This is a genomic window from Pseudoxanthomonas helianthi (genome assembly GCF_017939625.1).
Classification (GTDB): domain Bacteria; phylum Pseudomonadota; class Gammaproteobacteria; order Xanthomonadales; family Xanthomonadaceae; genus Pseudoxanthomonas_A; species Pseudoxanthomonas_A helianthi.
On record NZ_JAGKTC010000003.1, the window covers coordinates 479,986 to 505,451 of the forward strand.

The following is a 25,466-nucleotide window of genomic DNA, read 5'->3' on the forward strand; positions in this document are numbered from 1 at the left end:
TTCCTTGCATCGCTCACGCACGCGAAAGTGCGCAAGCCTAACCGATCCGGGCCGGCGCTTCGAATCCCGCAGGTCATGGCTGCGCGAGGCGCAGGCATGCCGCATCATGGTGTTTTTCCGCGCGCGCCCACGACATGAACCGACTGACCTGCCTCAGCCTGCTCGCCTTAGCCGTTCCCGCTTTCGCCGCCGACGCCGACCTGAGCACCGTCGCCGAACGCTCCGGCTACACCGAAACCGGCCGTTACGCCGAAGTGGTCGAACTGTGCGACCGCTACGCCAGGGCCTGGCCGCAGGCAGTGCGCTGCTTCGATTTCGGCACCACGCCACAGGGCCGGCCGATGAAGGCGCTGGCGGTATCCACCAGCGGAGCGCTGGATCCGAAGGCGGCGCAGGCGAAGGGCCTGCCGGTGGTGCTGGCGCAGGGCGGCATCCACGCCGGCGAGATCGATGGCAAGGACGCCGGCTTCAAGCTGGTCCGCGACCTGCTGGAAGGCAAGGTCGGCCAGAGCCTGCTCGACAAACAGGTGTTGCTGTTCGTGCCGGTGTTCAACGCCGACGGCCACGAGAATTTCCGCGCCTGGAACCGCCCCAACCAACGCGGACCGAAGGAGATGGGCTTCCGCGTCACCGCGCAGCGCTACAACCTCAACCGCGACTACGTGAAGGCCGACAGCCCGGAAATGCAGGCGATGCTCGACTTGGTGCAACGCTGGGACCCGCTGGCGATGCTCGACCTGCACGTCACCGACGGCGCCAAGTTCCAGCACGACATTTCGATCACCGGCGAGCCGACCAACTCCGGCGATGATGCCTTGCGCGAAGCCGGCAAGGCGCTGCTGCACGGCATCGTGGACAAGCTGGCCACGCAAGGCTCGCTGCCGGTGGATTTCTACCCCAGCTTCGCCAGGGACGACGACCCGGCGTCCGGCTTCGTCGACGGGGTCAGTCCGCCGCGCTTCTCGCACGGCTATTTCCCGCTGCGCAACCGCCTCGGCATCCTGGTCGAAACGCATTCGTGGCGTACTTACCCGGAACGGGTGAAGGCGACCTACAACACCGTGCTCGACGCGCTGGAACTGACCGCCGCGAACGGCCCGCACTGGCTGCAGCTGGCCCATGAAGCCGACCAGCGCGCCGCGCAGCTCGGCGGCAAGCCGGTGCCGCTCAGCTACAAGGCTACCGACGCGGTGCGCACCATCGACTTCCTCGGCTACGCATACACGCGCACGCCGTCGGACATTTCCGGCGCGCTGATGACCCGCTACGACGAAAGCAAGCCGCAGGTATGGAAGGTGCCTCTGCGCAACACCCTCGTGCCCGACGCCGTCGTCGTCGCGCCGAAGGGCGGCTACCTGGTGCCGCCGCAGCATGCCGCAGCGGTATCGCGCTGGCTGCTGCGCCACGGCATCCGCTACCGGGTGCTGACCAACGCCACTTCGCACATGAAGGTGCAGTCCTTCGTCGCCGACAAGGTGGAGTTCGGCGGCGCCTCGGTCGAAGGCCACCAACGCGCGAACCTGCAGGGAAGCTGGCGCGACGACGAGGCCGACATCCGCGCCGGCACCCTATACGTGCCGATGGCGCAGGCGGAAGCCCGGCTGCTGGTGAACATCCTCGAGCCGACCGCGCCCGATTCGATGGCTGCGTGGGGCGAGTTCAACAATGCCTTCGAGCGCAAGGAATACATGGAAGGCTACGTCGCCGAGGAACAGGCGCGCGAAATGCTGGCCCGCGATCCGAAGCTGAAGGCGGAGTTCGAAAAGAAGCTCAAGGACGATCCCGACTTCGCCAGGAACCCCGGCGCACGGCTGGACTTCTTCTATCGCCGCCACCCGGCCTGGGACCGCGACGCCTTCCGCTATCCGGTACTGCGCACCGATACCGCCTTGTAGGAGCGGGCCTGCCCGCGACCGAAGGACGGGCGCAGCGCGGGCGAATTCCGTAGGGCGTGAAGTCTGCGGTCGCGCCCAGGGGCGCTCCTACGGCGCCTCTCGGACAGGCGCGCCTCGCGACGTTTCAGCAGTTCTCGTACTTCCAGTTGCGGCGCTTGCCTTCGGCCATCCATTCGACGGCCTGGGCCAGGCGCTTGGCCCGGGTGTCCTCGCGCTTGGCCTCGACGATCCATTCGATGTATTCGCGCTTCGCGCCGGGCGGAAACGCGTCGAACGACGCCTTCGCCGCCTTGTTCTTCTTCAACGCGGCCGCGAGGTCGGCGGGCGCCTCGGGCGGCGGCTTCGGCGCCGTTTTGCGTGTAGTCGGCGCCTTCACTCCATCCTCGTTGAGCTTCATCGCTTTCCTGATGTGGGCGACGAGCGTCTTCTTCGGCGGCAGGTCCTGCAGCGAAGCCATCTTGCCGTAGCTGCCCATGCCGTCGCGCGGCTCGCCCTCGCCCAGCACCAACGCATGTTTCCAGAAGCCGAACGAGGCGTGCTGCTTGAACGCGGCCATGCCGCAGAGGATGCCGCCCGCGTACTCGAAGGTCGGCATGCCCCATTTGATGGTTTCCTCGACCTGCGGGCAGGCCTCGTGCACCCATTCGCGAACGCGCGCCAGGATCGGCTGCGCGAACGGCGCGGCGCGTTCGATATAGGCATCGATGCGCGGGTCGTGTTTCGGCATTGGGACGCTCCTCATCGGCCTCGTCGCGTTGCGGCGGATGTTCACCCGGTCCGCATCCGCGGCCATTATGATGCGTGCTCGACCCGAACCGCGGAGCGGTCTTGCGCAAGCTTTCCATCATCGCCCTGCTGTTGCTGGTCGCCGCCATGTGGTGGTGGGGTTCGCGTCCGGCGCAGCCGGCCTTCGCGCCGCCCCCGGTCGAAACATCCGCCCCGCCCCTGCACACCCCCCCCGGCCCGGCATCGCGATCCATGCCCGATTTCCTGCCGGCGGAAGCGCACGACACCCTGCGCCTGATCGCCAGCAAGGGGCCTTACCCGCACCGCCAGGACGGCAGCGTGTTCGGCAACCGCGAAGGTCGCCTGCCGGACCGGCCGCGCGGCTATTACCACGAATTCACCGTGGAGACGCCCGGCGCGGGCAATCGCGGTGCCCGGCGCATCATCACCGGCGGGCAACCGCCCGAGACCTGCTACTACACCGACGACCATTACGAGTCGTTCCGCGAATTCGACTGCGCACTCGACGAGGCCCGCCGATGAGCGACTCCGGTTTCGACCTCGGCCTGGACGACGCCGGCCGCGCCGGCGTGTTCTTCGTCGCCACCGACGACCTGGACACGCTCGATGCCGCTGCGCGCGACGCCGGGCTGCTGGCAAGGCGCATCGATCTGCTCGGTTGCGAGAGCAAGGCGATGTTGCTGCTGCGCTTCGCCGTGGCGCTGGATTTCCCCGCCAGCGGCGGCCGCAATTGGGATGCGCTCAGCGACAGCCTGCGCGACCTGTCGTGGCTGCCCGCCCCCGGTTACACGCTGCTGCTGGACGGCGCCAGCGACCTGCATCGCGCCGAGGGCGACGATTTCGATACGCTGCTGTCGATCCTGGACGAAGCCCGCGCCTTCTGGGCCGAGCATGAGGTGCCGTTCTGGGTGTTCGTGGCACTGGACGAGGAAGACTTCGACGAGATGGAAGCGCAGGAATAAGCGCAACCGCCGCGATGCTGCGAAAATGGCGCATGGACGCCCCCGCATCGCTCGACTTCGCCACCCTTCCCTTGTCTGCCGCCCTGAAGCAGGGCGTGGAAGCGGCCGGCTATGCGCAACCCACGCCGATCCAGGCGCAAAGCCTGCCGGCGATCCTCGCCGGCCGCGACGTGCTGGCCCAGGCGCCCACCGGCAGCGGCAAGACCGCCGCGTTCGCGCTGGGCCTGCTGCAGCGGCTCGATCCGGCGCTGATCCGCGCGCAGGCGCTGGTGCTGTGCCCGACCCGCGAGCTGGCCGACCAGGTCGGCGCGCATATCCGCCGGCTGGCCGTCGCCATTCCCAACCTGAAGGTATCGGTGCTGTGCGGCGGCACGCCGCTGGCGCCGCAGCTGGCCTCCCTGCAGGCCCACGACCCGCAGGTCGTGGTCGGTACGCCCGGTCGCGTGCAGGAGTTGTTGCACAAGAAGGTCCTGCACCTGGGCGGCGTGCGCACCGTGGTGCTCGACGAAGCCGACCGCATGCTCGACATGGGCTTCGAAGAGCCGATCCGCGAGATCGTCGGCAAGACCCCGAAAGAGCGCCAGACCCTGCTGTTCTCCGCCACCTGGCCCGAATCGATCCGCGCGATGGCCGCCGCGATGCTGCGCGATCCGCTGGAAGTCGGCGTCGAAGGCGTCGCCCATGCGCCGGAGATCGAGCAGCGTTTCTTCGAAGTCGACCCGGCGCGCAAGCAGCCGGCGCTGGCCGCGCTGCTGCTGGAGCTGTCCGCCGAATCCTGCGTGGTGTTCTGCAACACCCGACGCGACGCCGACGAAGTGGCCGAATCGCTGCGCCATTTCGGCTTCACCGCGCTTGCGCTGCACGGCGACATGGAACAGCGCGACCGCGAGGAAGCCCTGCTGCGCTTCGCCAACCGCAGCTGTCAGGTGCTGGTAGCCAGCGACGTGGCCGCACGCGGGCTCGACGTGGAGGACCTGGCGTTGGTGGCGAACTACGAACTGCCCTCCGACCCCGACGTGTACCAGCACCGCATCGGCCGCACCGGCCGCGCGGGGCGCAGCGGCCTGGCGATCAGCCTGGTGTCTTCGCGCGAACTGCCGCGCGCAAAGATCATCGAAGAACGCGCGGGCCAACCGTTGCGCTGGCTGCGTACGCCCACGGCCACGCCGAAGGCGAATGCCGCGGCGCCGGCCAGGATGGTCACCCTGCGCATCGACGCCGGCAAGACCGACAAACTGCGTCCCGGCGACATCCTCGGCGCGCTGACCGGCGATGCCGGCCTGCCCGCGTCGGCGATCGGCAAGATCGCCATCTTCGCCACGCGCAGCTACGTGGCCATCGAACGCGCGCTGGCCGGCAAGGCGCTGGCACGCCTTAACGAAGGCCGAATCAAGGGCCGCAGCTTCCGGGTCAGGAAAATCTAGCCCGCCTGCGACCTGTGGGAGCAACCTTGGTCGCGAATGCCTTCCCCGGCCCTTGTAGAGTCGAGCTTGCTCGACTGCTTTCGCTTACGCGCCTCGATCGGGCGAAGAGCAGTCGAGCAAGCTCGACTCTACAAAAGCAAGGGCAACGGCATCGCGGCCCACGACCGCTCTCACGACGCACAAGTCAGAAGTTCAGCACGGCCCGAAGCGGCAGGTCCTGCGGCCAACCGGCGCGGCCCTCCAGCGCCGCCAGTTCGATCAGCACCGCGGCCCCCGCCACTTCCGCGCCTTGCCGGCGCAGCAGGTTCGACGCGGCGCGCAAGGTGCCGCCGGTGGCCAGCACGTCGTCGACCAGCAACACCCGCGCGCCCGGCGGCAAGGCGTCGGCGTGGACTTGCAGGCTGTCGCTGCCGTATTCCAGCGCATAGCTTTCGCTCAGCACGGTAGCCGGCAGCTTGCCCGGCTTGCGCACCGGCACGAAACCCACGCCCAGTTCCAGCGCCAGGGCCGCGCCCAGGATGAAACCGCGCGATTCGATGCCGACCACCGCGTCCAGCCCCGCGTCGCGCCACGGTTCGGCCATGGTCCGGATCGCGACGGCGAACGCATCGCCGTTCGCCAGCAACGGGGTGATGTCCTTGAACACGATGCCCGGCTTGGGGAAGTCGGGGACATCGCGGACCAGCGGCAGGTAGTCGGAAAGGGATTCGCTCATCGCCAGATCTTACCGTCGATGCAGGAGCGCACTGGGCGCGACGCCGTTTGCCAGCTTGCGGAATCTGCCGCACGAAGTCGTTTTTACGGTCGCGCCCGGGTACGCTCCTAGCGGAGAAAAGAAAAACGCCGGGCGAGCCCGGCGTTTTCTGGATCAACCGTGAGACGCTGGATTTACAGCGGCTGCACCTGGTCGGCCTGCATGCCCTTCTGGCCCTGCACGGCGACGAAGCTGACCTGCTGGCCTTCCTGCAGCGACTTGAAGCCGTTGCCGACGATCGAACGGAAGTGCACGAACAGGTCCGGGCCGCTCTGCGGGGTGATGAAACCGAAGCCCTTGGCATCGTTGAACCACTTGACGGTACCGGTTTGACGCTCAGACATCTTTCTAACTCCTGAAACAAATTGACAAAGTAACTACGGGTGCGCGGCACGGGAATTCCGGGCCGAGACTGGGTTTGCAGGTTGGTTGAAGCGGAAAGATGTAGCTGATCGTCTGGATCTACTGCATCCGGGGCCCAGGACCACGGGTTTCCGGCAAGCACAGTGGCGCGAACGATACGCACGTTTTAACCAAATTGCGACTTTTTTTTCGGGACTCGTTCAGTTTCGGGGCCATTCCCCTAAACTGGCCCGCCCTGCCCCAGCCCGTTCGATGCCTTCCAGCCACCCGCCTCCCACGACCGGTCGCGACTTCGACGTGGTCGTGGTCGGCGCCGGTGCGGCGGGGCTGATGTGTGCGCTGACCGCCGGCCAGCGGGGCCTGCGCGTTGTGGTGCTGGAACGGGCCAACAAGCCCGGCAAGAAGATCCTGATGTCCGGCGGCGGGCGCTGCAATTTCACCAACACCGGTGCCGGACCGGGCAATTTCATTTCCGCGAACCCGCATTTCTGCAAGTCGGCGCTGGCCCGCTACACCCCGGCCGACTTCATCGAACTGGTCGAACGCCACCGCATCGCCTACCACGAAAAGGAACTCGGCCAGCTGTTCTGCGACGAGTCGTCGAAGCAGATCGTCAAGCTGCTGCTGGACGAATGCGCGGCCGCCGGCGTGCAGTTGCGCACCGAATGCCAGATCGAGCGGGTCGCGCATGCCGACAACGGCCGCTTCCGGCTGCATACGTTGCAGGGCGCGTTTTCCGCCGATTCGCTGGTCGTCGCCAGCGGCGGGCTGTCGATCCCCAGCCTCGGCGGCAGCGATTTCGGCTACGAGCTGGCGCGGCAGTTCGGCCACGACGTGCTGCCGACCCGCCCCGGCCTGGTGCCGCTGACCCTCAGCGGCAAGCACCAGGAACGGCTGCAGGACCTCAGCGGCGTCGCCCTGCCGGTCGAGGCGACCTGCAACGGCATCGGCTTCCGCAACTTCATGCTGCTGACCCACCGGGGCGTCAGCGGTCCGGCGATCCTGCAGGTGTCCTCCTACTGGCAACCGGGCGACGATCTGCGCCTGGACCTGCTGCCCGGCCACGACATTCCCGCCCTGTTGGCCGAATGGCAACGCAGCCGTCGCGACGCGGAACTGAAGACCCTGCTCGGCGAAGTGCTGCCCAAACGCTTCGCCCAGCGCCTGTGCGAGCACTGGCTGCGCAACAAGCCGCTGCGCCAGTACAACGCGCCGGAATTGCGCGACATCGCTGGGCTGCTGGCGTCGTGGCCGCTGGTCGCCAGTGGTACCGAGGGCTACCGGACCGCGGAGGTGACCCTGGGCGGCGTCGATACCGACGGCGTGTCTTCCAGCACGATGCAGTCCCGGCACGTGCCCGGCCTGTATTTCGTCGGCGAGGTGCTGGACGTCACCGGCTGGCTGGGTGGCTACAACTTCCAGTGGGCCTGGGCCAGCGGCCATGCCGCCGGCATGTCCTTGTAGGAGCGCACCTGGGCGCGACCGCAAAAAACGGTACCGCGCGAAGAACTGCGCAAGCGGAAATCCCGGGTCGCGCCCAGGTGCGCTCCTACGGGAGTCAGAACGGCCGCGGCAGGTCCAGCAGCGGCGCGAGGAACCAATACGCGCCGAACAGCACCAGCGCCCACATCAGCAGCTTGAGGAAGAAGCCGGCGACCTTCAGCGCCAGCCAGATGCCGAGGATGGCAAGGACAAGTCCGATCCAGCTCATGCGAAAGATTCCGTCGAAGTTGCGCGCAGCTTAGGCCAGCGCTTCGCCGTCGGCCAGCGGGCGCAGCGCCGGGTCCAGGGCGATGCGGTCGTCGAACACGAAACAGGCGCCCTCGTAGCCTTCGCCGCCGACCCGTTCGAAGTAGCCGAGGATGCCGCCATCCAACTGCAGCACATTGTCCATGCCGGCTTCGTTGCGCATCCACAGCGCGGCCTTTTCGCAGCGGATGCCGCCGGTGCAGAAACTGACCACGGTGGCGTCGGACCAGTCGGCCTTGCGCGCCTCGACCTCGGCGGGCAGGTCGGTGAACTTCACGATCGGCAGGATTTCCGCGCCGGCGAAGCTGCCGAACTCGGCTTCCTGCGCGTTGCGGGTATCCAGCATCACCACGCGCTTGCCAGCGTCGTCGTGGCCCTGCCGCAACCAGCGCGCCAGCGTGTCCGGATCGACCGCCGGTGCGCGCCCGGCCAGCGGCGAACTGCCTGCTCGGCGGAAGCTGATGATTTCCGGCTTGGCCCTGACCTTGAGCCGGGCGAACGGCACCGCATCGCTCCAGCTTTCCTTGACCGCGATGTCGGCGAACCGCGCGTCTTCGCGCAACCCGGCGATGAAGGCGCGCACCGCGGCCTCGCCGCCGGCCAGGAACAGGTTCACGCCCTCTTCCGCAACCAGCACGGTGCCGCGCAGCGCGAGCGCTTCGGCGCGCCCGCGCAAGTTCGCGACCAGCGCCTGCGGGTCGTCGATTCGGGCGAAGTGGTAGGCGGCGATGTTGAGGATCATCCTCGCATTTTACCCGTCGGCGGCCGCGCCGCGGCTTCGGCTACCCTGTCGCCCCTTCTCCTCCTTCCGGACTCCCCATGCGTTTGTCGGCCTGCCTGTTCGCCCTCGTCCTTTCGCTTGGCGCCTGCACCCCCGCAGCGCCGTACCCCGGGGGCGACGTGGCCGCATTGCAGCGCATCGACGGCGTCGTCGGCCAGGGCCCGGTCGCCAGCGCGGGACACCGGGTCACCGTGCACTACACCGGCTGGCTGTACGAGCAGGACGCTGCCGACAAGCACGGACTGAAGTTCGACAGTTCGCGCGACCGCAACGAGCCGTTCACCTTCGTGCTGGGCGCAGGCCAGGTCATCCGCGGCTGGGACGACGGCGTGGCCGGCATGCGCGTAGGGGGCAAACGCACGCTGCTGGTTCCGGCTGCCGACGGCTATGGCAGCGACGGTGCCGGCGGCGTGATCCCGCCGAATGCGTCGCTGGTGTTCGATGTGGAGTTGCTGGGGGTCGAATAACGGGAACCCGGAACCACTCGCTCTTTCTGCCCGTCATCCCAGCGAAAGCTGGGATCCATCTTGATTTTGCCTTTGGGTCGGCATCGCAAGAGCAACAGCAAAATGGATCCCAGCTTTTGCTGGGATGACGGGATTTTCGTTCCTGACGATCCGATACGACGCAACTATTTGGCGTCGTCCTTCGTCGTCTCGACCCTGCGCAGATCCAAGTCCTGGAAATCGAAACTGAAGTCGGTCAGCGGCGAAACCGGCTTCATCGTCGCCGCGACGATCTTGCCGTCTTCGTCCAGGTCGAAGCTCACGAACGCATCGGCATTCAGCCAGCGCTGGCGCCAGTGCACGATGAAGGTGTCGTGCTGCCAGTGCTGCAGATCGCCGACCAGCTCGGCGGTGCGCGAAAAGCGCATCACCGGCTTGCCCTGCTCCATCGCGATGCCGACGTCGCCATACCACGCATCGCGATAGGTGCCGGCGTAGGCGGACAGCGGCAGCGAAGGCTTCGACTTGGCGTCGCGCGCGGCCAGGTGCTTGTTCCAGCTTTCGTCGGCGTTGCCCTTCGACTTCGCCAGCGACTTGGCGTAAGCCGCCGTCCAGTCGGTCGGTGCGATGCCCAGTTGCATGTCCAGGGCGCGCAGCGTCACCGCATTGAACGCGGCGCCGACCTCCTGGTTGGTCAACACGATCACGCCCAGCTTCTGTTCCGGCACCAGGGTCACGCGCGAGACCATGCCCGGCCAGCCACCGGTATGCCACACCAGCTTGCGCCCGCGATAGTCGGACAGGCTCCAGCCCTCGCCGTAGCCGGCGAAATTCGGCGCGGCCGCGGCCAGTTCCGGCACCGAGGGCTTCGACACCGGGATCGGCGTCAGCATGGTCCACATCGAACGCTGGCGCGCCTCGGTGAACAGGCGTTTGGCCTGCTCGCCTTCGCCGGAAATCACCCCGCCATCGAGTTGCACGCGCACCCACTTGGCCATGTCGTTGACGCTGGAATAGATGCCGCCGGCGCCGGCGACGTTCGACCAGGTCATCCGCGGTGCCGGCTGCAGCTTGCTGAAGTCCGCCATCGCATAGCCGGTGGCGACATCGTCGCCCGACTCCAGCCGGTCGCTGTTGAAGCGCGTGCGGTCCATGCCCAGCGGCGCGAAGATGCGCGTACGCAGGAACTGCTCGTACGGCATGCCGCTGGCCTGCTCGATCACCAGCTGGGCCACGCCGAACAGGATGTTGTCGTAGGCGTACTGCTCGCGGAAGCCGCCCTTGATCGGCACGTAGCGCAAGCGTTCGGCGACTTCGCGGTTGCTGTAATTGGTGGTCGGCCAGTACAGCAGGTCGCCCGCGCCCAGGCTCAGGCCGCTGCGATGCGCCAGCAGGTCGCGGATGCGCATCTCGCGGGTCACGTACGGGTCGGACATCTGGAACCACGGCAGGTGGTCGATGACCCGGTCGTCCATCTTCAGCTTGCCGTCGTCGACCAGCATCTCCAGCGAAGCCGCGGTGAAGGCCTTGGTGTTGGAGGCGATGGCGAACAGCGTGTCGGCGCCGACCGGCTGGCCGCCGGCGATGTCGCGCGTACCGTAACCCTTGGCCAGCACCACCTTGCCGTCCTTGACGATGGCCACGGCGATGCCGGGTACGTCGAAGGTCTTGCGCACGTTCTCCACGTAGGCGTCGAAGTCGGTGGGTGCCGCGTCCTGCGCCAACACCGGCGATGGTGCGAAAACGGGAACCAGCAAGGCCGTGGCCAGGAACAGTGCGCGCATGGGAACTCCCCGGATTGGATGGCGCAGACGATAGCCGATCCGCGCTCCCCGGCACCGTGCCGACGGTCATTGCCGGCATAATTCCCGCGATGCAGGAATCTTTTTCGAAATACCCGCGCGTCGCCGTGGTCGGTGGCGGCCCGGCCGGACTGATGGCGGCCGAAACGCTGCGCGCTGCCGGCGTGGAAGTCGACCTGTACGAGGCCCAGGGATCGGTCGGGCGCCGCTTCCTGATCGCCGGCAAGGGCGGCTTGAACCTGACCCATTCCGAGCCGCGTCCCGGCTTCGATGCGCGCTATCGCGAGCGCGCCGGGCAGGTCGGCCGCTGGCTCGACGATTTCGACGCCAATGCCCTGCGCGAGTGGGCGCGCGGGTTGGGCGTGGAGACGTTCGTCGGCAGTTCCGGGCGCGTGTTCCCGACCGATCTGAAAGCCGCACCGCTGCTGCGCGGCTGGGTGCGGCGCCTGCGCGAGGCCGGCGTGCGCTTCCATGTGCACCATCGCTGGATCGGCTGGAGCGATGACGGTGCGCTGCGCTTCGCCACGCCCAGCAGCGAGCTCGAAACCAGCGCCGATGCCAGCGTATTCGCGCTCGGCGGCGCATCGTGGCCCGAGCTGGGTGGGAATGCCGATTGGATCGCGCCATTGCGGGGCATCGGTGTAGATGTCGCCCCGCTGAAGCCCGCCAACTGCGGTTTCGACGTGGCCTGGAGCGAGTTCTTCGCGACGAAATTCGCCGGCGCGCCGTTGAAGCCGGTCATCGCCCACTGGCGTGATGCGCGTGGCGAGGAACATGCGCTGCAGGGCGAATGCGTGGTCAGCGCGCATGGCATCGAAGGCAGCCTGGTCTATGCGCTTTCGGCCGATCTGCGCGAAGCGATCGAACGCGGCGGCTCGGCGCTGTTGCACCTCGACCTCGTGCCGGGACGCGAGCAGGATCGCTTGCTGAAAGACCTGTCCAAGCCGCGCAATGGCCGCAGCTTCAGCGAATTCCTGCGCCGGCAGGCCGGCATCGAAGGAGTCAAGGCTGCGTTGTTGCGTGAAGCGCTCGACAAGTCGCAATTGGAAGATCCAACGATATTGGCGCAAACCATGAAACGCTTGCCGCTGCCGCTACTGCGCCCACGTCCGATCGAGGAAGCCATCAGCAGTGCCGGCGGGGTGCGCCTGGAGGCGCTGGACGAACACCTGATGTTGCGCTCGAAAGCCGGCATGTTCTGCGCCGGCGAAATGCTCGACTGGGAAGCGCCGACCGGCGGTTACCTGCTGACGGCCAGCTTCGCCAGCGGCCTGCGCGCTGCACGTGGCGTGCTGCGTTGGCTCGACCACCGTGGGGCGGGCCTTGGCCCGCCATCCGGAGATTTGCGCTAGCCCATGGCGGGCCAGGGCCCGCCCCACGCATTGAACTCCCGGCGTGGGAGCGACGTCAGTCGCGATGCTTTTCTGTTGTTCAACAAAGAAGCGAAGGCATCGCGACTGACGTCGCTCCCACATCGGAGTGGTGCGCGCTTCCTGGCTTATTGACCGGGCCGCTTCTCGGTGCTCTTGCCCGCCGCCTCGCGCGCCTTCTTGTCCGCCTGGAACGCGACGATCTGCGGCAGGTCGCGCAGCACCTTCGAATGCGGGTCCAGCGTATAGCTCGCGCCTGCCGGCAACGCGATGCCGCCCTGCCCGTTCTTCATCGGCACATCCACCACCTTGTCGCCGACACGCACCTGCACCGGCATCGGGAAGGGCTTGTCGCCGGCGGTCTTCCAGCGCAACTCGAGCTTGTCGGCGTTGCGCGTGGCGATCAGTTGCGGCAATGCGGCAGAACGCAGGTACACGTCGAAGAACCAGCCATAGTCGCCGCGGGTATTGCGGTTGACAGCGTCGATGAAATCCTGCGTCGTGCCGTAACGCGGCTTGAAATTGCCCGGCGCGGGATCCGGCCGGCCGTAGACCAGTTCGCGCGTCGCGGCGAAGAAGGCGCGGTCGCCGATCAGCCCGCGCAGCGTATGCAGGATCAGCGAACCCTTGTAGTAGATGTCCAGCCCCGGCCCGCGTTCGCCGTCGTAGACCTCCTTCTCCGACTTCGGTCCGCCCGACACCACCGGGAACTTGTTGGCCAGCGTCGCCCGCTGCTTCATCAGTGCCGCGAAATATTCCATGTCGCCGCGCAGCCACTGCAGGTACAGCGGCTGCATGTAGGTGCCGAAGCCCTCGTGCAGCCACATGTCGTCCCAATCCTGGTTGGTCAGCTGGTTGCCGAACCATTCGTGGGCGAACTCGTGCTGCAGCAGCCAGTCGTAGCCGTTCTCGTCCTTGCGGTAGTCGTTGCCGTAGGCGTTGATGGTCTGGTGTTCCATGCCCAGGTGCGGCGTTTCGACCACGCCCATCTTCTCGTCCGCGAACGGATACGGGCCGATGTTCTCCTCGAAGAAATCCAGCATCGGCGCGAACCCGTCGAACAGGCCTTGCGCCTTCGCCTTGTCGTCGCTCCTGAGGTACCAGTAGCGCAACGGGATCACGTTGCCGTAGCGCGACTTGTAATCGGCCTGCAGCAGTTCGTACGGACCGATGTTCAGGGCGATGGCATAGGTATTGGGGTTCTTCGCGCTCCAGTGGTAGGTGCGCCAGCCGTCCTTCTCGTCCATGCCGCGGGCGATGCCGTTGCCGGCCGCGACCAGCGGAGCAGGCACGGTGATGTGCTGGTCGACGCGCAGCGGCTCGCTCAGCGGATGGTCGATGCACGGCCAGAACAGGTCGCAGCCTTCGCCCTGCACCGCACTGGCCACCCATGGCTCGCCGGTCGGCGCCTTGGACCAGACGAAGCCGCCGTCCCAGGGCGCGCGCTTGGCCACGTGCGGAAGCCCGCCGTAACGGACGCGCAGCGTCGCCCGCGCGCCGGCGGCCAGCGGCTGCGGCAGGTCCACGCTCATGCGGCCTTCGGGATTGCGCCAGTGCGCCGCGCCGACCGGCTTGCCGTCGACCTCGACCAGGTCGACCTTGTAGTTGCGATCGAGGTCGACAACCAGCTTGTCGACGGCTTTGTTGGCGAGGAAGGTCAGCTTCGCATCGCCGTCGAGGCGCTTGCGCGCCGGATCGACCTTGAACGACAGGTCGGCCAGCTCGAAGGTCACGGCTTCCTGTTCCGGCGCACGCGGCAAGCCGGTCGCGGCCGTGGTCGGGGTCAGCGCGGGTTGTTCGGTCTTCGTGGCCTTCGCGGCTAGCGCCTGCGAAGACATGGCGGACAACAGCGCGACGACAAGCAGGCGACGGTTCGGAGACATGGCAGGGCCCGGATGAACAATAGCCAACTTTCGCATACCGGCACTCCGAACGACCCTGCCTAACGTCACATCACCCGGCGCGCGCGAAGGCTTAGGCTGCGGCCTTCCCCTCCCCGGAGTCCGACGATGCGACTGTTCCTGATCCCCGCTGCCCTGGCGGTCGGCCTGCTGTCCACGCAAGCCTTCGCGTCCGAGTCCGCCGAAGCGGCCGCAGCATGCGTTCCGCTGGAGTCGTACCTGAAGGGCCATGCCACCGGCGACGGCGCCTACATGCGCAAGGCCTTCCTGCCGACCGCGCATATCGAAGGCATCCGCGACGGCAAGTTCGTGTCGTGGACGGTCGACGAATACGCGGCCGGGTTCAAGGGCACGCCCGCGGCGGACGAGGCGCAGCGCAAGCGCCGCATCGACGAGGTTGATGTCAGCGGCAACGCCGCGATGGCGCGCGTCACCCTCGATTATCCGACCGGCACCTTCACCGACTACTTCGTACTGCTCAAGGTCGATGGCGAATGGAAGATCGCCAACAAGGTGTGGACGCGCCAGCCGAAACCGGCGACGCCCTGACCTTTCGAAAATGGTCGTCCGCACAGGCCGCGGCGGGAAGATGGGGTTCCTGCCGACGACGAATGCGGACGTAGGATCAGCTTAGCCGGCGTCGCGTTGAAATTCGGTTAGCGGATGAAGTCCGCGACATGACAATGCGCGCGCCGCTCATGCCTCGTCGCGATGAACGGCGACATCGTTTACCGGGAAGGGAACCGCCGCTGCCGGTTTCGCCAGCCGCGCGTACAAGTCCACCGTGCGCTGCATCAATGCCTGCGTGCTCCATGCCTGCGCATCCTGCGGTCCGAACCCGGAAAGTTCCGCGCGGCGCGCCGGGTCACGCAACAGTCCGGCGACCTGCGCGGCGAATTCGGCTTCGTCTTCGCCACTGATCGCCGCGCTGCGCGTACCGCGCAGCACCATGGCCGTGCCCATTACCGCGGTCGACACCACCGGCACGCCCAGCGCCATCGCTTCGGTCAGCACCAGGCCCTGGGTTTCGGTCGGCGAGGCGAACACGAATACATCGCCGGCGCGGTACGCATCCAGCAGCTCGGTGCGCCGGTCGAGGTTGCCGAAGAAGCGTACGTTCCGGTCCAGGCCCAGCGTCGATGCGAGCTGCTTCAAGCGCGGTGCGTCGGGACCTTCGCCGGCGATCATGAACAGCAGGTCGGGGAATTCGCCGACCAGCCGCTGCGCGACGCGCAGCAGGAAGGCGATGTTCTTCTCGACCGCCAGCCGGCTGACCGTGACCAGGGTGGGCCGGTCGGCCGCGATGCCGTGCTTCGCGCGGAAACGGGCACCGTCGCCGCCGCGGAATTCGTCCAGGTCGATGCCGGTCGGCAACACCGTGGAAGGAGTGCGCACGCCGTAGCCGTCCAGCACTTCGACCATCTGCTGGCTGGGCACGATCAGGTGGTCGACGCCATGGCAGAGGAAACGCGACAGGCGGCGCGCGAGGAAACGCAGCCACGATGCCGGCGCCCATGGCAGGTAATGGGCGATGTATTCCTCGAAATAGGTGTGATAAGTCTCGACCGTCGGCACGCCGGTGCGCTTGGCCAGGCGCACACCGAGGCGGTGCGCGCGGAACGGCGTGTGGATATGGATCACGTCCCAGTGGCGCGCGGCGAGCCGGGGCTCGATCTCGCGCAACGCCCGTGCGGTGAGCAGGCGGTCTTCCGGGTCGAAGAAGATGACCTTCGCCGGCAGGCGGATCACCTCGAACTCGCCCTGCGAGTCGAAACCGCCCTGTCCTTCGCCGTAGTCCGGCGCCACCAGGGTGACCCGATGGCCGAGCCGCGAAAGGCTTTGGGCGAAGGTGCGGATCGAAGTGGAGACGCCGTTGACGCGCGGGAAATAGACGTCGGACAGCATCAGGATATCCATGCCCGCGATGCTATTTCAGGCCGATGAAGGATTTATGTCAGCGATACGCGGGCGGCAGCAGGGCCGCGATCTCCTCGTTGCGGACAGGCGCAATGCCCAGGTGGAAACGCGCGTTCAGCAGCACCACCAACGATTGAGCCCACAGCGCATTCCACGCCAGACCCGCGTGGCCGTCGGCCAGCACCGCGTAGTCGGGCGTGTCGCCTTCCCGGTTTTCGACACGCAGGCGGCCCAGGGTGACCGCGCGATAGGCGGGACGCCCGTCCGGCCCGCGTCCGCCCCAGCGCGCAGCGAACCAGGCGCGGTCGTCGAAGAACGCCACGCGCGGATCGGCTCGGGCCATGTGCAGCAACGCGTGATCGAACGCATCCAGACCCCGTTCGATGTTGGCCAGTTGCCGGGGCGAATGCCAGCGACCCAGGTAGCGTGGCCAGTGCGCGTTGTCGAAGATGCCGACCAGCACGATGCGCGTCTTCGGGTGATGCGCGTGGATCGCCGCGATCGATGCACCGATCGCCCTGACACAGGCAGCGACAAGCGCCTGCACCTGCGGCGCCGCGGGATCGCGCGCCAAGGCGTCGAGTTGCCCGGCCATGCCGAAGTCGTTGACGCCGATGCGGATCACCACGATGCCGTTGCGCCATGCCGTGGGGTCTTCGTCCATCAGCGCGATCAGCGCCGGCACCTGGCGGTAGCCGGCCATCAGGCCGCCGCAGCCCTGCCCGGACACGGCGAAATTGTTGCGGTAGTCCTGCTTGCGTGGCGCGCGCAGGTGCAGCCCGAGCCGATAACCGAGGCCAGCAACACGGGCGGAGGTGCCGTATTCGCCCCATGGGCCCAGGTCGAGTTGCCGTCCGCGCAGCCGGGCCAGGACTTCGTCCCATTGCAGCGTTGCCCATCGGTAGCGTCCCCCGCGCTTCGCGGTCCCCTCGGGAAACGACAGCCGGTCCTGGTAGGAATGGCTGTCCGAATCGCCGACCACCGCCAGCGGCACGCGCTCGCCGGTCGACGCCGGCATCGCGTCCACCGGCGCAGATAAACAAGCCAGCAGAAGCCACGAAATTCCGCTACGGCATGAGATCCAGGCCATGCCTTCAGGAACGGCGACCGTGCTGCCGGATGGCCATCCACTCGCCCCGTGTATTTCCAGCCTCGACCCCAAGCAACCGGTTACATCCGACGCCGGCTGAACGGCCCTTGGCGATCTCAGATTGCATTCAGACGCGATGCCGCCAACTAGCCGCGGGGACGGTGATGGGACCGGCCCTACTGAACCGAGGTTCCAAGATGAAACGCACCCACTCCCCGTTCGCGACGTGGCCGCAGGCTGCCCTGCTCGGCCTGCTGGTGGCGGCCGGCAGCGGCGCCGCTTCCGCCGCCGTGCAGGACAACCGCGACGACCCGCAGCAGCGACGCGAACAGCGTCGACAGCAAGCCCACGACCAGGCCGACGCCCGGCGCGAGCAGGCCCGACAGCAATCCGAACAGCGCGAGCAGCGTCAGGCGCAGCAGCGCGAGCAGGCCCAGGAACGGCGCCAGCAGGCCATGCGCGACAACGAGGCCCGCCAGCGCGATTTCCGTGAACAGGCCCAGCAACGCGAATCCATGCAGCGCGAGTCCATGCAGCGCGAGCGGATGCAGGCGCGCCAGGCCGAAATGCGCCGCGACCAGGCCGACCGCGAGCAGGCCCAGGAACGCCGCCAACAGGCGAGGCGCGACAACGAAGCGCGCCAGCGCGATTTCCGCGAACAGGCGCAACGCGAACGCATGCAGCGCGACCAGGCCGCGCAGGCACGTCGCGCCGAAATGCAGCGCGACCAGGCCGACCGCGATCGCGCCGAGGCGCAACGGGACTGGCGCGAACAGGCCGCGCAGCGCCAGCAGGCGCAACGCGAACGCCAGGCGCAGGACGCCGAACGCCTGCGCGGGCAACGCGAACAGCGCCAGGCACAATGGGCAGACGAACGCGAACAGCGTCGCTTCGAGGACGCCGAACGTCGCCAGCAAGTGCGCGAAAACGGCGTCCCGCAGCGTGTCGCCCGCAGCGAGCAGGAACGCCGCATCCGCGAGGAACGCAACCGCGCCGAGACCTACCAGCGCATCCGCGAGTCGCAGATCGTCTCGGCGGACCGTTACAGCCGCAGCCTGGAGCAGCAGCGCCGTTACGCCCAGTACCGCTACCAGCAGCAGTACTACCAGCGCCTGCGCGACCAGCAGCGCCGCTGGTACGCGCGCAACTACGACTATTACCGCGACCCCTACTACTACACGCCCGCGATCTATCGCTACTACTACGCCAACAACTGGTACCAGACCAACCGCTACGGCGCCGCGCTGATGCGCCAGGCGGTCAACTACGGTTACGAGGAAGGCCTGCGCGCGGGCCGTGCCGACCGCGAGGACGGCTGGCGCTACGACTACCGCAACAGCTACGCCTACCTCGACGCCGGCTATGGCTACAACGGCTATTACCTCGACCAGGGCGCCTACCAGTACTACTTCCGCCAGGGCTTCCGCCGCGGCTACGAGGACGGTTACTACAGCCGCTACCGCTATGGCCGGCATGGCGACGACGGCGACTACATCATCCTCGCCACCGTGCTGAGCGCGATCCTCGGCCTGCAACTGCTGCACTGACCTCGCAGGAAGGAACGCGCACGAAAAACGCCCGGGTCTCCCCGGGCGTTTTTTCTGCTTCGTTCAACGCAGCTGGCTGTCCTTGCTGCCCCGCCGGTTGTAGCCGCTGGCGGCGACCTGCTCGCGGTCGTGCGCTTCCTGGCAGGCCACGCACAGGCGCACGCCGGGCACGGCCTTGCGCCGTGCCTCGGGAATGCGCGCATCGCATTCCTCGCAACGCTCGAGGCTGGGACCGCTCGGCAGCTGGCTGCGGGCGCGCTTGATCGCGTCCTTCACCGTCGCATCGATCTGGTCCTGCACCGCGCCGTCGCCGGCCCAACCCGTGGCCATGGGGCTTGCCTCACCGATTACTCATCAATGGCCGAGGATAACCCCTGGCTCAGAAACCGTGGCTGTAGGTCACGCCGCCGGCCCATTCCGGACTGCCGTCGGACAAGCCGGCGGTGGCGTAGATCTGGAATTTGCTCGCCGGGTCGGTGCCGAAGGTATAGAAGCCGGTCAACTCGCTGCGGTCGTCGAAACCATCGGCCGCGGCCTGGCGCCATTCGTACATCGCGCCGACGCTGCCCGAGCTCACCTTGTGGCTGAGGCCGAAATTCGCCCCGGCCACGCCGTCCACGTCGATGTAGTCCGAATCGCCGAGCAGGGTGTAACCGACGCCGCCGAATACCGTGGTGTCGCCGAACGCGCGATACAGGTCCACGGCCAGGCCATAGTCGTTGGCGCCGGTGCCCAGGCCCTTGTCTTCGTCGGCGGTGGCGACCTTGAAGTTGGCGGTCAGGTCCACGCCCAGCGGCCCGCCGGTTTCGAAACTGTAGGTCGCGGCCAGGCGCAGGTCGCCGATGCCGGACGCACTGCCGTCTTCGGTGGTGGTGGCGCCGCTGCCTCCGTTTCCATTGCCGTTGCCACGGCCGCGTCCGTTGGGGTTGGTGTTGACCACCCCGCCGATGCCCGGAATCACGTTCGGGTCGCCCTTCACCCGCAACCACGGCAAGGTCGCCTTCCAGGTCCAGTGGCCGCTGACGTACTTGGCGGTGAACGGCACCGACAGGATGTCCGTCGTCGTGTCCGTGCCGTAGTCGCCGCTGCTGTAGTCGACGCCGACGCCGAGCGAAAGCCCGTCCGCCGCCTGCGCCTGTTCCATGGCCAACGCGCCGGCCACGGCCAGCGCCAATGCGATCCGCTTCATCCCCATACCTCGTTCAGTGTTGATCGTTCAGTGCCAAGTGGCCGGGCGCTGTCGCACCCGGCCACGGTCGTTCGATGCAGGCAGGCCCGCCTTACGGGCGGCCGCCGCGTTCCGGACGCTCGGGGCGCTGCGGACGTTCGATGCGTTCCGGACGGGTCGGCCGCTCGGGACGGTCGACCTTGGCCACGCGGTCGGGGCGCTCGGCCTTGGCGGTGCGTTCCGCCTTCTCGGGCTTCGCGGCCTTCTCGGCTTTTTCCGCCTTGGCGGTGCGCTCGGCCTTCTTGTCGGCCGCGGCGACCGCGCGTTCGCTCTTGTTCGAAGCGCTGATCAGGCTGCCCAGGTTGAAGCCCAGTTCCTTGGCGATGGCGCCCCAGCCCATGCCGTCCGCGCGCATCGCCAGCACGCCGCCTTCGACCGTGGTGGTCGTGGTGCCGTCGGCGTTGGTGACCGTGGTCGGCACGCCGGCCAGCGCGGTGGACAGGCTCGCGTAGGTGCCTGCGTCGACCAGCGCCTGGGCCAGCGACAGGCTGATGTTCACTTCGCCCCAACCCATCGGGCCGGCGGGGTTGGCCACGGTGCGGTCGACCATCGTGGTCGTGGTGGTCGTGGTGCCATCGGCATTCGTCGTGGTGGTGGTCACCGCTTCCTGCACGGTGAATTCGCCGCCCTTGCGCAGGCCGTCGATCAGGCCGGCTGCGAGATCCTCGGAACCGGCGGCTTCGGCATAGCGGTCGACCAGGCGATCGCGCGACACGGTGGCTTCGGCGACGATTTCGGTGTCGCCGCCCGCATCCTGCGCGAAGGCGGGCACGGCGGCGGAAAACAGCGCGGCCAGGGCGATGCACAGCGGCAGGCGGCGGAGAGACGTGTTCATGGCGATCCTCGTTGCAGGAATGTTGCGGGAATACGAACGCCGGAAACCGGCGGCGCGTGGATGCTGAACCCGCAGCCGCGACAGCCGCAAGAGGCCGTTTCGGAAGGATTTACGAGGGATTGGCTCGCGTGAAAAAACAGTGAAGAAAGCGGGGCCACTCGTCGGGCAGGGAGCTGCGTTCATCGCATCGTGCGTGACGCCCCGCACGAATCCGCCAATCGTTCGTCGGGCCGTTGGCGAGGAAATCGCAAGCGCCATGCGGCGGTCGCGGGCCGCGCCAGATGTAATTGCGCAGACACCACAGCGGTGCAGTCGTGAAGCCCGTGGACAGGCAGGGTCATAATGCCGTCCCGACCGCTCGCGGAGACTTGCATGGCTCGCCCGATTCTTTCCCTCGCCCTTGCCGCCGGCATCGCCGCCTTCGCCGCGCCGGCATTCGCCGCGCTCGGGGTTGGCGCCCACGCGCCCGACTTCACCGCGCCCGCCTACCTCGCCGGCAAGCCGTTCACCTTCAAGCTGGCCGACGCGCTGAAAAAAGGCCCGGTCGTGGTCTATTTCTTCCCCGCCGCGCATACCCCGGGCTGCAACCTCGAGGCGCACCTGTTCTCCGAAGCCATCGACAAGTTCAAGGCCGAGGGCGCCACGGTGATCGGCGTCACCGCGGGCAACACCGGGGAACTCGCCGATTTCTCCAAGGAAACCGAGCATTGCGGCGGTAAATTCCCGGTCGCCGCCGACCAGGGCGCGAAGATCGCCGCCAGCTACGACGCGGTTCTCGACAAGAAACCCGAATGGTCGAACCGCACGTCCTACGTCATCGCGCCCGACGGCTCGATCGCGGCGGTGCATTCCGAACTGAACCCGGGCCAGCACGTGAAGACGATGCTGGACGCGGTGAAGGCGCTCAAGACGAAGAAATAGGCGAATTGATTGCCTCCCCCTTCGCAGAAGGGGGAGTGAGGGGGATGTGCTTTTCGCTGCGAAACAACAGCCAGAGCAAATCTCCGTGACCCCCTTTTTAAAAAAGGGGTGAAGAAGAGCGGAACCTTCGACGTCGACGCGCGGCGTTCAAACCGCCGCGGTGACCACGATCTCGACCTTCCACGCCGGATTGGCCAGCTTCGCCTCGACCGTGGCGCGCGCGGGGCCCTGCCCCGGCACGACCCATGCGTCCCACGCACGGTTCATGCCCGGGAAGTCGGCGATGTCGGCCAGGTAGATCTGCGCCCGCAGGATGCGGGTCTTGTCGCTGCCGGCCTGGGCCAGCAGGTCGTCGATCGCCGCCAGCACCTCGCGGGTCTGGGTTTCGATGTCGGCATCGAGGGTTTCCGGCACCTGGCCGGCGAGGTGGACGATGCCATTGTGGACGACGGCTTCGGACATGCGCGGGCCGGCGTCGATGCGCTGGATCATTGGGAGCTCCGTGTGGGGTGGGATGCGAGGCATCGCACGGTACGCATCACGAATCCGCGGCACAAGGCCCGCCCTGCCCGGCTGCGCGCGGACGGAGGCACTCCCCCGCCCGCGCGGCGCCATGTCACCAGATCCGCACGCGCTGTTCCGGCGACAGGTACATGGCATCGCCCGGCTTCACGTCGAACGCCTGGTACCAGGCGTCGAGGTTGCGCAGCGGCCCGTTGGCGCGATACATCACCGGCGAATGCGGATTGGTCTTGATCAGGTTGAGCAGCGCTTCGTCGCGATACTTGCCCTTCCACACCTGGGCCCAGGCCAGGTAGAAACGCTGGTCGCCGCTCAGGCCGTCGATCACCGGCGCGGGCTTGCCGCCCAGGCTCAACTGGTAGGCGGTGTGGGCCATCGACAGGCCGCCGAGGTCGCCGATGTTCTCGCCCATGGTCAGCGCGCCGTTCACGCACTGGCCCTGCAGCGGGCAATAGGCGTCGTACTGCGCGCCCAGCGCCTTGGTGCGTTGTTCGAAACGGGCGCGATCCTCGTCCGTCCACCAGTTGCGCTGGATGCCGTCGGCGTCGGACTTGCTGCCCTGGTCGTCGAAGCCGTGGCCCATCTCGTGGCCGATCACCGCGCCGATGCCGCCGTAGTTCACCGCCGGGTCGGCGTGCACGTCGAAGAACGGCGGCTGCAGGATCGCCGCCGGGAACACGATCTCGTTGAAGGTCGAGTTGTAGTAGGCGTTGACCGTCTGCGGGGTCATGCCCCATTCCTCGCGGTCGGTCTTCTGGCCGATGCGGCGGTTCTGGTCGGCGCGGTTGAACTTGCGCAGCGCCACCGCATTGCCGAACAGGTCGTTCGGTGCGATGGCGACGCTGGAATAATCGATCCACTTCGACGGATAGCCGATCTTCGGCCGGAAGGTCGAAAGCTTGCGGTAGGCTTCCTTCTTGGTCGCCTCGCCCATCCAGTCCAGCTTTTCGATGTTCTGGCGCAGCGCGGCGCGCAGGTTCTCCACCAGCTGGTCCATCGCCGCCTTGGACTCGGGCTTGAAGTAACGCGCCACGTACAGCTCGCCCAGCGCATCGCCCAGGCCGTTGCGCGCGCCGACCATCGCCACCGCGCGTTTCCAATCCTCGCGCTGGGCCTTCTGCCCGTTCAGGACCTTGCCGTTGAAGGCGAACGAGGCTTCGTCGATTTCGCGGCTGAGCAGGCCGGCGTTGCCGTCGATGGCGTGGAAGGTCAGGTAATCGCGCCAGGTCGCCAGCGGCGTCGCATCGATCACGTCGATGACCGGCTGCACCGCGTCCGGCGTGGCGATGTTGACGCGTTCGGGCTGCGGCATTTCCTGCGCGCGCAGGTGCGCGGCCCAGTCATAGCCGGGGAAACGCTGCTGCAGTTCGGCGAAAGTGAAGACGTTGTAGGTCTTGTCGCGATCGCGCAGCTTGGCGCGGTCCCATTGCGGCTTGGCCAGCGCGGTTTCCAGCGCCAGGATCGCTTCCGCGCGCGCCTTCGCATCCGCGCCGTTCACGCCGGCATAGCCCAGCATGCGTTGGATATGGGCGACGTAGGCCTCGCGGATCTTGACGAAACGGGCATCGGCGTTGAGGTAGTAGTCCTTGTCCGGCAAACCCAGCCCGCCCACGCCGAGGCCCACGAGGTACTGGTCGGGATCCTTGCGATCGGTGCCGACGAACAGGCCCAGCGGCGCGTCGCTGCCGTCGATGTCGTCGTTGCCGAATGCGGCGACCAGCTTGGCCTTGCTGTCGATGGCGGCGATGCGCGCCAGCACCGGCTGCAGCGGCTTGATCCCGGCGGCGTCGCGCGCGGCGCGGTCCATGTAGCTGGCGTAGTAGTCGCGCACCTTCTGGCCGTTGCTGCCGGGCGCGAGGCTCTTCTGCGCCTGCAGGCCTTCGATCAGCCCATGCACCTGTTCTTCGGTGCGGTCGCGCAATTCGTTGAAGGAACCGTAGTTGGACTCGTAGTCCTTGAGTACGTAGGTGTCGATCCAGTGCCCGCTGGCGTAGCGGTTGAAATCGTCGCCCGGCTTCGCCGACGCATCGCGCGCGGACAGGTCGACGCCGAAGTCGCCCAGTTGCGGCTTGCCGGCGGTGTCGGCGGCGGACGCGGAAATGGCAGCGAGGCCCAGCGCACAGGCGAGGCCCAGGCTCGACGGGGAAAGCTTCATCGGTTCGTTCCCGGATTGGCGGAACCCGGGAGACTAGCCGCGCCCACCCGGGCCGGCCTGTGCCATTGGTCGCCCCCGCCGGCCCGACCCGGCGCTCAGCCCTGCGCCAGGGCGAAATCCAGCGCCGCGCGCACCGCCACCGCCTGCGCTTCGTTGCACTGCTCGGGCGTGGCGCGCGGAGAATCGGGGTAGACCTCGGTGGTCGTGGTGTAGCGCGCACCGGTGATGCCCGCGCACAGGCCCAGCGCGACCATCGCGTATTCGATCACGCCCGGCGCGACCACCGGCGATCCGATGATGGTGCCGTCCGGGTCGGCCGGGGCGATGTGGGTGACCTTCGCCACCGCCTCGATGATCGCCCGCTGGAACGCCGGCTGCGGATTGGCGCTGTCGTCGACCAGGTAGAAACCGTCGGGAATCGTCTCCGGCTCGTCCGGTTTGCCGTCGCGCGCGGCCAGCGCGGGGCGGAATTCGGATTCGTCGGTGTCGGTGGTTTCGTGCAGGTCGATGTGGACCAGGAAGCGCCCGCGCAGCGGCTGCACCAGCTTCCACAAGGCCGCCGATTCGCCGGCGGGACTGTCGGCGCGGAAGTTGCGGTTCGGATCCAGCGCATCCGGATTCCAGCGATGGATGCGCTCGTAGGCCCAAGGGCTGACGCAGGGCGCGATCAGCAGGTTGAGCCTGCCGGCATAACCGGCCGCATCGCGTTCGGCGAAACGCAGCGCACCGTGCACGCCGCTGGTTTCGTAGCCGTGCACGCCGCCGGTGACCAGGGCGACCGGCAAGGCCTCGTTCCAGTCGCGCGAGCGCAAGGCGAACAGCGGATAGCGTCCGTCCGGTCCGTAGTCGAGTTCGCCGTACTGGGCGACATCGAAACTCGCACGCAAGGCATCGATCTTCGAGACGACGTCGTCCGCATAGCTGCGCAGCTTGCGCTGGCGCGAACGCCATTCGGCCTTTTCGGCCGCGCCCCACGGCTGGCCGGGGGTGCCGATGGGATAGAAAGCTTCGATCGTGGTCATGCCGTCGTTCCTGTTCCGTGTTCGCCCTCGGGCGC

General features: G+C 67.4%; 26 protein-coding genes. 10 read left to right on the forward strand and 16 right to left on the reverse strand.

From position 1 onward, the window contains the following. The first annotated feature begins 134 nt into the window (after positions 1 to 134). Positions 135 to 1,895 (forward strand): M14 family metallopeptidase, encoded by a 1,761-nt coding sequence (locus J5837_RS14035; protein WP_210537383.1) that lies wholly within the window; start codon positions 135 to 137, stop codon positions 1,893 to 1,895. 124 nt (positions 1,896 to 2,019) lie between these two features. On the opposite strand, the gene J5837_RS14040 is transcribed toward J5837_RS14035, so the two are convergent. Beyond that, a complete protein-coding gene (locus J5837_RS14040) occupies positions 2,020 to 2,622 on the reverse strand; it encodes a YdeI/OmpD-associated family protein (protein ID WP_210537384.1) in 603 nt (200 codons plus the stop codon). Between the two features lie 101 nt (positions 2,623 to 2,723). On the opposite strand from J5837_RS14040, the gene J5837_RS14045 reads away from it, so the two are divergent. From J5837_RS14045 to dbpA, 3 genes are read left to right on the forward strand one after another with little or no spacing between them, the layout of a single operon-like run. After that, positions 2,724 to 3,164, forward strand: a complete 441-nt coding sequence (locus J5837_RS14045) for a guanyl-specific ribonuclease (RefSeq protein ID WP_210537385.1) — start codon at positions 2,724 to 2,726, stop codon at positions 3,162 to 3,164. Further along, on the forward strand, positions 3,161 to 3,604 hold the full coding sequence (locus J5837_RS14050) for a barstar family protein (protein WP_210537386.1): 444 nt from the start codon (positions 3,161 to 3,163) through the stop codon (positions 3,602 to 3,604). The genes J5837_RS14045 and J5837_RS14050 overlap by 4 nt, the downstream gene beginning before the upstream one ends. Positions 3,605 to 3,636: 32 nt before the next feature. Continuing rightward, positions 3,637 to 5,028 (forward strand): ATP-dependent RNA helicase DbpA, encoded by a 1,392-nt coding sequence (dbpA, locus tag J5837_RS14055; protein ID WP_210537387.1) that lies wholly within the window; start codon positions 3,637 to 3,639, stop codon positions 5,026 to 5,028. Positions 5,029 to 5,212: 184 nt separating this feature from the next. Here dbpA and J5837_RS14060 read toward each other — a convergent pair whose 3' ends face one another. Both J5837_RS14060 and J5837_RS14065 read right to left on the reverse strand, forming a co-directional pair. After that, positions 5,213 to 5,743: an adenine phosphoribosyltransferase gene (locus tag J5837_RS14060; RefSeq protein WP_210537388.1), complete on the reverse strand. Its 531-nt coding sequence runs from the start codon at positions 5,741 to 5,743 to the stop codon at positions 5,213 to 5,215. A 173-nt stretch (positions 5,744 to 5,916) separates the two neighbouring features. After that, positions 5,917 to 6,126 (reverse strand): cold-shock protein, encoded by a 210-nt coding sequence (locus J5837_RS14065; RefSeq protein ID WP_210537389.1) that lies wholly within the window; start codon positions 6,124 to 6,126, stop codon positions 5,917 to 5,919. Positions 6,127 to 6,397: 271 nt separating this feature from the next. Between J5837_RS14065 and J5837_RS14070 the strand changes: the two genes are divergently transcribed. Beyond that, on the forward strand, positions 6,398 to 7,609 hold the full coding sequence (locus J5837_RS14070; protein WP_210537390.1) for a BaiN/RdsA family NAD(P)/FAD-dependent oxidoreductase: 1,212 nt from the start codon (positions 6,398 to 6,400) through the stop codon (positions 7,607 to 7,609). A gap of 94 nt (positions 7,610 to 7,703) precedes the next feature. Here J5837_RS14070 and J5837_RS14075 read toward each other — a convergent pair whose 3' ends face one another. Beyond that, positions 7,704 to 7,856 (reverse strand): hypothetical protein, encoded by a 153-nt coding sequence (locus tag J5837_RS14075; protein ID WP_210537391.1) that lies wholly within the window; start codon positions 7,854 to 7,856, stop codon positions 7,704 to 7,706. 30 nt (positions 7,857 to 7,886) lie between these two features. Beyond that, positions 7,887 to 8,636 carry a sulfurtransferase gene (locus J5837_RS14080; RefSeq protein WP_210537392.1) on the reverse strand — a complete coding sequence of 250 codons (750 nt, stop codon included), beginning with the start codon at positions 8,634 to 8,636 and terminating at the stop codon, positions 7,887 to 7,889. 77 nt (positions 8,637 to 8,713) lie between these two features. On the opposite strand from J5837_RS14080, the gene J5837_RS14085 reads away from it, so the two are divergent. Further along, positions 8,714 to 9,142 (forward strand): FKBP-type peptidyl-prolyl cis-trans isomerase, encoded by a 429-nt coding sequence (locus J5837_RS14085; protein ID WP_210537393.1) that lies wholly within the window; start codon positions 8,714 to 8,716, stop codon positions 9,140 to 9,142. Between the two features lie 164 nt (positions 9,143 to 9,306). Here J5837_RS14085 and J5837_RS14090 read toward each other — a convergent pair whose 3' ends face one another. Then, a complete protein-coding gene (locus J5837_RS14090) occupies positions 9,307 to 10,905 on the reverse strand; it encodes a serine hydrolase (protein WP_210537394.1) in 1,599 nt (532 codons plus the stop codon). A gap of 89 nt (positions 10,906 to 10,994) precedes the next feature. Here J5837_RS14090 and J5837_RS14095 point away from each other — a divergent pair, with 89 nt between their 5' ends. Continuing rightward, complete coding sequence (locus J5837_RS14095) at positions 10,995 to 12,275, forward strand: TIGR03862 family flavoprotein (RefSeq protein ID WP_210537395.1); 1,281 nt, start codon at positions 10,995 to 10,997, stop codon at positions 12,273 to 12,275. Positions 12,276 to 12,421: 146 nt separating this feature from the next. Here the strand turns inward: J5837_RS14095 and J5837_RS14100 are convergent, their stop codons facing one another. After that, positions 12,422 to 14,176: a M1 family metallopeptidase gene (locus J5837_RS14100; protein WP_210537396.1), complete on the reverse strand. Its 1,755-nt coding sequence runs from the start codon at positions 14,174 to 14,176 to the stop codon at positions 12,422 to 12,424. A gap of 126 nt (positions 14,177 to 14,302) precedes the next feature. On the opposite strand from J5837_RS14100, the gene J5837_RS14105 reads away from it, so the two are divergent. Then, entirely contained in the window at positions 14,303 to 14,743 is a 441-nt protein-coding gene (locus J5837_RS14105; protein WP_210537397.1) for a nuclear transport factor 2 family protein, read from the forward strand. Between the two features lie 147 nt (positions 14,744 to 14,890). Here the strand turns inward: J5837_RS14105 and J5837_RS14110 are convergent, their stop codons facing one another. From J5837_RS14110 to J5837_RS14120, 3 genes are all read right to left on the reverse strand, one after another. Next, positions 14,891 to 16,111, reverse strand: coding sequence for a glycosyltransferase (locus J5837_RS14110; RefSeq protein ID WP_210537398.1), 1,221 nt, complete (start codon positions 16,109 to 16,111; stop codon positions 14,891 to 14,893). A gap of 37 nt (positions 16,112 to 16,148) precedes the next feature. After that, positions 16,149 to 17,129, reverse strand: a complete 981-nt coding sequence (locus tag J5837_RS14115) for an SGNH/GDSL hydrolase family protein (RefSeq protein WP_210537399.1) — start codon at positions 17,127 to 17,129, stop codon at positions 16,149 to 16,151. 248 nt (positions 17,130 to 17,377) lie between these two features. Continuing rightward, a complete protein-coding gene (locus J5837_RS14120) occupies positions 17,378 to 17,815 on the reverse strand; it encodes a hypothetical protein (protein WP_210537400.1) in 438 nt (145 codons plus the stop codon). Between J5837_RS14120 and J5837_RS14125 the strand changes: the two genes are divergently transcribed. Continuing rightward, entirely contained in the window at positions 17,768 to 18,748 is a 981-nt protein-coding gene (locus J5837_RS14125; RefSeq protein WP_210537401.1) for a hypothetical protein, read from the forward strand. The two genes, J5837_RS14120 and J5837_RS14125, sit on opposite strands and share 48 nt — an antisense overlap. Positions 18,749 to 18,811: 63 nt before the next feature. Here the strand turns inward: J5837_RS14125 and J5837_RS14130 are convergent, their stop codons facing one another. The 3 genes from J5837_RS14130 to J5837_RS14140 all read right to left on the reverse strand — a co-directional run bounded on the left by J5837_RS14130 (position 18,812) and on the right by J5837_RS14140 (position 20,811). Next, on the reverse strand, positions 18,812 to 19,078 hold the full coding sequence (locus tag J5837_RS14130; protein WP_210537402.1) for a DksA/TraR family C4-type zinc finger protein: 267 nt from the start codon (positions 19,076 to 19,078) through the stop codon (positions 18,812 to 18,814). Positions 19,079 to 19,127: 49 nt separating this feature from the next. Beyond that, positions 19,128 to 19,937 carry a transporter gene (locus J5837_RS14135; protein ID WP_244755963.1) on the reverse strand — a complete coding sequence of 270 codons (810 nt, stop codon included), beginning with the start codon at positions 19,935 to 19,937 and terminating at the stop codon, positions 19,128 to 19,130. Between the two features lie 91 nt (positions 19,938 to 20,028). Continuing rightward, positions 20,029 to 20,811 carry a DUF2059 domain-containing protein gene (locus J5837_RS14140; protein WP_210537404.1) on the reverse strand — a complete coding sequence of 261 codons (783 nt, stop codon included), beginning with the start codon at positions 20,809 to 20,811 and terminating at the stop codon, positions 20,029 to 20,031. Between the two features lie 372 nt (positions 20,812 to 21,183). On the opposite strand from J5837_RS14140, the gene J5837_RS14145 reads away from it, so the two are divergent. Further along, positions 21,184 to 21,732 carry a peroxiredoxin gene (locus J5837_RS14145; protein WP_210537405.1) on the forward strand — a complete coding sequence of 183 codons (549 nt, stop codon included), beginning with the start codon at positions 21,184 to 21,186 and terminating at the stop codon, positions 21,730 to 21,732. 147 nt (positions 21,733 to 21,879) lie between these two features. Here the strand turns inward: J5837_RS14145 and J5837_RS14150 are convergent, their stop codons facing one another. The 3 genes from J5837_RS14150 to J5837_RS14160 form a co-directional block, all read right to left on the reverse strand. Next, complete coding sequence (locus tag J5837_RS14150; RefSeq protein ID WP_210537406.1) at positions 21,880 to 22,224, reverse strand: RidA family protein; 345 nt, start codon at positions 22,222 to 22,224, stop codon at positions 21,880 to 21,882. 124 nt (positions 22,225 to 22,348) lie between these two features. Then, on the reverse strand, positions 22,349 to 24,409 hold the full coding sequence (locus J5837_RS14155) for a M13 family metallopeptidase (protein ID WP_210537407.1): 2,061 nt from the start codon (positions 24,407 to 24,409) through the stop codon (positions 22,349 to 22,351). 95 nt (positions 24,410 to 24,504) lie between these two features. After that, positions 24,505 to 25,431: a M14 family metallopeptidase gene (locus J5837_RS14160; RefSeq protein WP_210537408.1), complete on the reverse strand. Its 927-nt coding sequence runs from the start codon at positions 25,429 to 25,431 to the stop codon at positions 24,505 to 24,507. Positions 25,432 to 25,466: the final 35 nt, after the last annotated feature.